Below are 6,243 nucleotides of genomic sequence, written 5' to 3'. Positions count from 1 at the left end.
CAAAATTTGACAAAGAGCCACAAAAAGCGCCAAGACCTAAGTCTTGACGCTTTAACACTATCATTATACAACTAAATAATCAGCTAAGCTATTATTGTACTACGATATCTTTTTCAGATTCCCATAAACCATGGATATTGCAGTAAGAAGTAGCAATCAATTTACCAGATTTTTTGAAGGATGCTACTACAACACCAGCTGCTTCAGCAAATACAGGACCTTCGTTAGCACCAGCAGCTGCTTCACCATGTACATTGAATTCAAGGCGAGCTACTTCAAATGGAAGTGTAGTACCTTCTTCTACATAGTATAATTTAATCCAAGAAATATGATGTTCTGTTGTGTTTGGATGGGCAATATCTTTGCCAACTTCCAATTCAATGTGAACTTTTTCACCGGCTTTTACGGTATCAGGTGCTGTAATTACAGGAACGTGTTTTTCATTTTTGAAATCTGCAGATTTTACATAGTTAATTAATGCCATTGTTATAACCTCCTTGGTCATAAGAATATATCCTATAAGAACTTACTTATAGTTTAAAATAATATACTGCTTATACTTTAATTATAGCATGTGGCTATATTTTTTCAAGAGCCTATTACGATTTTTTTCGATTTATTTACAATATCAAAATTCAATGCCACGAGCCGCTTTAATCCCCTGCTCATAGGCATGTTTAATAACCTTCATTTCCGTTACCGTATGGGCTTTAGCAATAATTTCCGGCTGCGCATCACGACCTGTGAGGACTACATGGAGTGGTGCCGGCTTTTTATCTAACAAAGCCACCACTTGTTCCACCGGAAGCAAACCAAATTTAATAGCATAATTAATTTCATCAAAAATAATTAAGTCCCAATGATTGGACATAACTTCCTCGGTTAACATCTGCCAAGCAGTGTCAGCCGCAGCCTTATGAGCCATCAAATCGGCTTCCGAAGTTTCTTTATTATGAAAAATAAACCCTTTCCCCATAGGCCGAATCTCAATAGGTAACCCTGCTTCTTGTAAGGCTTTAATCGCTTTTAATTCACCATAGGTAGAACCGCCTTTAATGAATTGTAAAATAAGCACGCGCATCCCATTACCAACAGCTCGTAACGCTACGCCTAAAGCCGCGGTCGTCTTACCTTTGCCATTGCCCGTATTCACTAAAATCAATCCTTCAGACTTGGCTGTTTGAGTTGCCATAGCTTGACTCTTTGCTTGTGTATCTACGACAGCCATCCCTTATGCCTCCTTCGTACTATAAGCACGTGCCTTAGCAACCAATCGTTCAGCAGCCGCTTCATTACCAGCAAAATTCAAATGTAAATATGTGGCCAATATATTATCTTTACTATAACCACCATTATACACTTGCCCTCTACGCCCTCCTTCAAAATGAAAGGCCCAAGGGAAGTTGTCTGCTGTCATAGGTGCGATAGGTTCCATGGTGGAAAAATGGAATTCATGGCCTCTAAGACTAACGCCTTTAGGGGCTAATAATGTATCTTGAAGAGCCGTGGCCGTCACATAGCCAACTTTTTGCAACTTCGCCTGCATGACACATTGTGCTGGTACCAATCCTACCATAGAGCGGGCTTGGCCTTCAAAATCGGTCACTGATTCGCACAAGTACATAAGGCCCCCGCATTCCGCATAGATAGGCATGCCCATAGCTGCGGCTTCACGAATAGAGGCTAACATGGCTCGGTTTTCACTAAGCTCAGTGAGGAACATTTCAGGGAAACCACCACCAAATAAGAGGGCTTCCACCTCAGGTAAGGCCGTGTCTTTTAAAGGACTAAAATACACCAATTCAGCCCCTTCATCAGCCAAGGCTTGCAAGCTAGCGGGATAGTAGAAGGAGAACGCTTCATCATAGGCTACGCCAATGCGAACTTTAGCTTCACTATTTGACTTAGAGGCCACTTCAGGGACAATTAATTTAGGAGCGGCCTCTGCTAAATGAAACAAAGCCTCCAAATCTACACTCTGCTTAATAGCTTCCCGAATGGTATCTAACGCCGTTTGAGGATTCACTTCCGTCACTGGGGTAAGCCCTAAATGACGTTCTGGCGAATGCATTCGTTCATCCCGACGAATAGCGCCAATCACTGGAATTCCTAAGCGTTCCATCGCTACGCGAATCATATGCTCATGATTATCCGAGCCAATGCGATTAAGTAAAACCCCCGCTAAATTAACGGCCGGATCATATTCTTTAAAGCCCTTAGCAATAGCCGCGGCACTTTCACCCATAGCTTTACAGTCAATAACTAAAATAACGGGTGCTTCTAACGTTTTCGCAATTTCAGCAGTGGAGCTAACCCCTTCACGGCCGCCATCATAGAGACCCATTACCCCTTCAATAATAGCTAAGTCAGCATCCCCAGCCATATCAGCAAAGAATGGTTTCATTTTATGAGGTGGCACTAACCAAGTATCTAAGTTATAACAATCACGACCACTAGCCAGTTTATGAAAACCTGGATCAATATAATCCGGGCCTACTTTAAAGGCTTGTACCCGTTTCCCTTGTTCGTGAAACGCCGCCAATAAACCAGCTACAATTGTAGTTTTACCTACGCCAGAATTAGTCCCGGCAATAACAACTCTCGGAATAGCATATGATTTCATAGTCTTAGCGATCCTTACGCTTAGCCAATACAGTGGATAAATAATTTAATTTCATGTCAGCTGGTAATGTATCAAGACCTCGATATACTTCTTCCCCATCAAGGCCCACACGACTAATCATAACCGCATCATCAGCCATATTATGTTTTTTAAGGGTTTCCTGTACTTCGTGGAAATTGCGGTATACTTTCATAATAACCGCATCATCAGCTACCGCTAATACTTTATCAATTTTTTCTTTTGGCGCCGTAGCCGGTACAATAGCTAACACTTCTTCTTTTTCTACAATAGGATACCCCAAATGGGAACCAATTGCACAGAATGCGGTTACCCCTGGAATCGTTTCAATTTCAAAGCCTGTATTTTCAATCAAACGATATACATACATATACGTGCTGTAGAACATAGGATCCCCTAAGGTCAAGAATACTACATTTTTACCAGCTTCTAAATAACTTAAAATAACTTTACGCGCTTCTTCCCAGCCAGCGGCTTGCGCATTATCATCAAGCACCATAGGAAATACTACTGGCACAATTTCCGTGTGATCCTGAATATAAGGTTTAGCAATATTAAGTGCTACCGATCCATCTTTCTTTTCAGTTTTAGGGGTAATAATAATATCTGCTTCCCCTACAATGCGTGCTGCTTTGACTGTCATTAATTCTGGATCGCCAGGTCCTACACCAATACCATACAATTTACCTTTCATGGTTACTCTCCTTATCTGTTCATATACAAAAAGATTCATACTTTACTATTGTATGCGTTAAGCCTATTATCGAGCAAGCCCTAATTCTAATTGAATCATGCTTTTCTGTTATAGTAAAAGTAGCCTACTACCTATTATTTAATATTAGGAATCGCTGGTCTATGTGAAACGCGCCCTTCATAACGCCCCGCCATAGCATCGGCCAAGTGCTCTGCATACAATTGTTGTACCGCTCTATATTCACCAAGCCCCTTCATATGGCGTACTACTTCATAACCAGCGGCCTCCAAAGTAGACTGTACACTATCGTCCTCTTCGCCAAAAATATCATTTAACGCATGGTCACCAGCTACTAACAATAGTGGATGTAAATGAATTCGCCCAGGCCGTTTGCCATCGACCCACTCCCAAGGTATGGCCACATCTTCTAATTCAGGGAAGCACTCTAAGGTAATAATGCGCACCTGATGATAGCCCTTGCGAAATAGTTTTAACTGCAACGCACTATAACAAGCATTGCCTACACTCATACCGCCATGGCCAACTAATAAAAGCCCCTCTTCTTTAGGGATTTGCAAATTTTCAATAAAAGTCGTTATTAACGCTTCATAGTCATCAGGTCGTTCTTCCTGACCTAAGAAATATAATAAGGGCCGACCAATGGCAATATGCTGTAACAAGCCTTGCCCCTTATAAGCCAATATATTTTGTTTTAATTTATCAAATTCTTCGCCACCAATCAGGTGTAAAGGCTGTACGATAATGGATTCATAGCCCTGCTGAATTAAATCTTCAATAGCACTTTGTTCCGTATCAATAACTTCACCACGTTCTCTCAAACGTTTTACAATAATGCGCGACGTAAAGGCTAACCGTACCTCCTGGTCCTTATATTGTTTTTTTATAAAGGCCACCACGGGATTAATTTGATTCTGCCGGGCAGACTCTACCGTCGTACCAAAGGCCACTACTAAAATAGCTTCTTTCATACACCCTCCTGTGACAAAAACGGTCCTCAAGTGAGGACCGTCATTTTATATTCTTGTTTTATAATTTATACAACCATGGATTCACGACTTGTGCGCTCCCCCCGCCCCATATCTCGCATGGATTCATGACTTGGCTGATGAGCCTGCTGTTTACGTTCAATCATACGAATGGATTGGGCCAAGTGCTTTAGGAATAAATCCTGAATAAATGGATTTTCCCCTAAACCTTCATTCCAAATTGTTACCCCATAGCCTTCTTCAGTTAATAAAGTTGCTACAGAGTCTGAACGATCGCCGCCGAGGAAATCCATCAAATGTTCTGAACCGATAAGCGCCAGTGGCACAACTAAGACTTCCTTATGATCTAATCGCTCTAACAACGTTAATGCTTGTTTAAAATTAGGGAATCCATTAGACGTGAAAACGGCCACATTCTGACCATTACCATATAAACATTTTAATTGCAAGGCGCTAAATTCAAGTTGATTCTGCCCATTAGCCATTAATAAAATAGATTTATTTAACGCACGAATATTAACATGCTTCATAATGGCATCAATGGTAGCTACATAATCATCGGCATAATTTTTTACACCTAAGGAACTAAGTAATGGCTTGCCTACGTGAATGCGCATTACATGCCGCTCACAACTATAGGAAAACGTAGCAATGGCTTTGCGCATCTTTTGATAGCACTGATCAGCCACTAAGGCAAATGGCAATACAAACACATCACGTACGCCTGTATTTTTAAACTCCGCCAACACCCCTTCTAGGGATTGTACTGGCTTATCATATTTTTCGTTCCACTTTTCGATTAATGCATCCGCTAAGAATACACGTCGAATCACCGCATCTGGATAGGATTTTTTAATTTTAGCTTCCATAATGCCTACGGATTTTTCAACGGCTTCCCCATAAATCGACCCAAATGTGGCTAAAACAATACCCTTTGTACTCATTTATAAATCCTCCGATATCAAGAATACCTATACACCATCATCATGATGACTACTCTAAATCAGACTGAAATTTGTCATATTTTACGCAATCGAAAATATTCGAAATACATGTCACACTTTATTTGTTGGTATAATGATACGTTAGATTTACTTTTTAGTCAATGAGAATTTCTCTCATTTTGTAATTTATCAATGACTATCAATGAGAAATTAAATATTTAATATCATTTTCACTTTCTATATCTATTTATATCGTTTTAGTTCTATTATTATCGATTTATAGAAGTTTTAACGCTCTTTGTGCCCTCAAAGTAACACTCTCAAAATGAAGTATTTTATTAAGTCTTGTAACAAATACCCTACCAACTACGGTCCTAGTTGATAGTGGCCCTTGCTAACAAGTCAAAAATGGCAAAATAGAATGTTTATACATTAATGTATAGTAACTATACATTAATAGTTACCTACATTATATGAAATTCTGTATGTAATTGATAACTATTACAACTAATAAAACGATTACGCCTTTACCACTGATAGTAAGTATTTACCACCGATAAAAACGCTACAACGATTACAGCTTACGGCTGCGAAAAAACTCTAGGCGCTGCCACTTCAAAAATCTCAGCAATCACCTTCAAATATTTACCTTCAATTAAAGTACGTTTTCGTTCACTTTTAGTGATTAACCATAATTGACGGCCATTATAGGTAATACGCAACAAACTATTAATATATTCGTTAAATTCCTCCTCACCCATAGCTTCTTGTAAAGCTAATAATTTAGAGTGAATCGGTTCGCCCTGATATTCAGGTCGTTCTAAAACAGGGGTAAACGCTACTTCATACACAGAATCAGATACTTCGTTTGGACCTGCGCCATTCATAAATTGATCCATAATTGGACCTCCTTTATCTATATTTTAATTACCTACTCTTTCATAGTACCAAACTTTC

Annotated in this window: 7 protein-coding genes; all 7 read right to left on the bottom strand. The window is 39.7% G+C overall.

The genetic code is table 11. From position 1 onward, the window contains the following. Positions 1–91: 91 nt before the first annotated feature. Entirely contained in the window at positions 92–484 is a 393-nt protein-coding gene (locus VER_RS02020) for a class II SORL domain-containing protein (RefSeq protein WP_162099224.1), read from the bottom strand. Positions 485–628: 144 nt separating this feature from the next. Next, a complete protein-coding gene (cobO, locus tag VER_RS02015; protein ID WP_162099223.1) occupies positions 629–1,228 on the bottom strand; it encodes a cob(I)yrinic acid a,c-diamide adenosyltransferase in 600 nt (199 codons plus the stop codon). A 3-nt stretch (positions 1,229–1,231) separates the two neighbouring features. After that, complete coding sequence (locus VER_RS02010) at positions 1,232–2,623, bottom strand: cobyrinate a,c-diamide synthase (protein WP_162099222.1); 1,392 nt, start codon at positions 2,621–2,623, stop codon at positions 1,232–1,234. Between the two features lie 4 nt (positions 2,624–2,627). Further along, on the bottom strand, positions 2,628–3,335 hold the full coding sequence (gene cobI, locus VER_RS02005) for a precorrin-2 C(20)-methyltransferase (RefSeq protein WP_162099221.1): 708 nt from the start codon (positions 3,333–3,335) through the stop codon (positions 2,628–2,630). Between the two features lie 134 nt (positions 3,336–3,469). Further along, positions 3,470–4,324, bottom strand: a complete 855-nt coding sequence (locus VER_RS02000; RefSeq protein ID WP_162099220.1) for a sirohydrochlorin cobaltochelatase — start codon at positions 4,322–4,324, stop codon at positions 3,470–3,472. A gap of 65 nt (positions 4,325–4,389) precedes the next feature. Further along, entirely contained in the window at positions 4,390–5,286 is an 897-nt protein-coding gene (locus VER_RS01995) for a sirohydrochlorin cobaltochelatase (RefSeq protein WP_162099219.1), read from the bottom strand. Between the two features lie 581 nt (positions 5,287–5,867). Then, positions 5,868–6,185 (bottom strand): hypothetical protein, encoded by a 318-nt coding sequence (locus VER_RS01990; RefSeq protein WP_162099218.1) that lies wholly within the window; start codon positions 6,183–6,185, stop codon positions 5,868–5,870. Positions 6,186–6,243 lie beyond the last annotated feature (58 nt).

This window comes from Veillonella sp. R32, from assembly GCF_010093125.1.
Classification (GTDB): domain Bacteria; phylum Bacillota; class Negativicutes; order Veillonellales; family Veillonellaceae; genus Veillonella_A.
This window is presented reverse-complemented; position numbering and strand designations above follow the sequence as displayed.

Excerpts from the sequence above, each read along its gene's own strand:
- VER_RS02020 (WP_162099224.1), bottom strand. The coding sequence starts at position 484 with ATGGCATTAATTAACTATGTAAAATCTGCAGATTTCAAAAATGAAAAA.
- cobO (WP_162099223.1), bottom strand. The coding sequence starts at position 1,228 with ATGGCTGTCGTAGATACACAAGCAAAGAGTCAAGCTATGGCAACTCAA.
- VER_RS02010 (WP_162099222.1), bottom strand. The coding sequence starts at position 2,623 with ATGAAATCATATGCTATTCCGAGAGTTGTTATTGCCGGGACTAATTCT.
- cobI (WP_162099221.1), bottom strand. The coding sequence starts at position 3,335 with ATGAAAGGTAAATTGTATGGTATTGGTGTAGGACCTGGCGATCCAGAA.
- VER_RS02000 (WP_162099220.1), bottom strand. The coding sequence starts at position 4,324 with ATGAAAGAAGCTATTTTAGTAGTGGCCTTTGGTACGACGGTAGAGTCT.
- VER_RS01995 (WP_162099219.1), bottom strand. The coding sequence starts at position 5,286 with ATGAGTACAAAGGGTATTGTTTTAGCCACATTTGGGTCGATTTATGGG.
- VER_RS01990 (WP_162099218.1), bottom strand. The coding sequence starts at position 6,185 with ATGGATCAATTTATGAATGGCGCAGGTCCAAACGAAGTATCTGATTCT.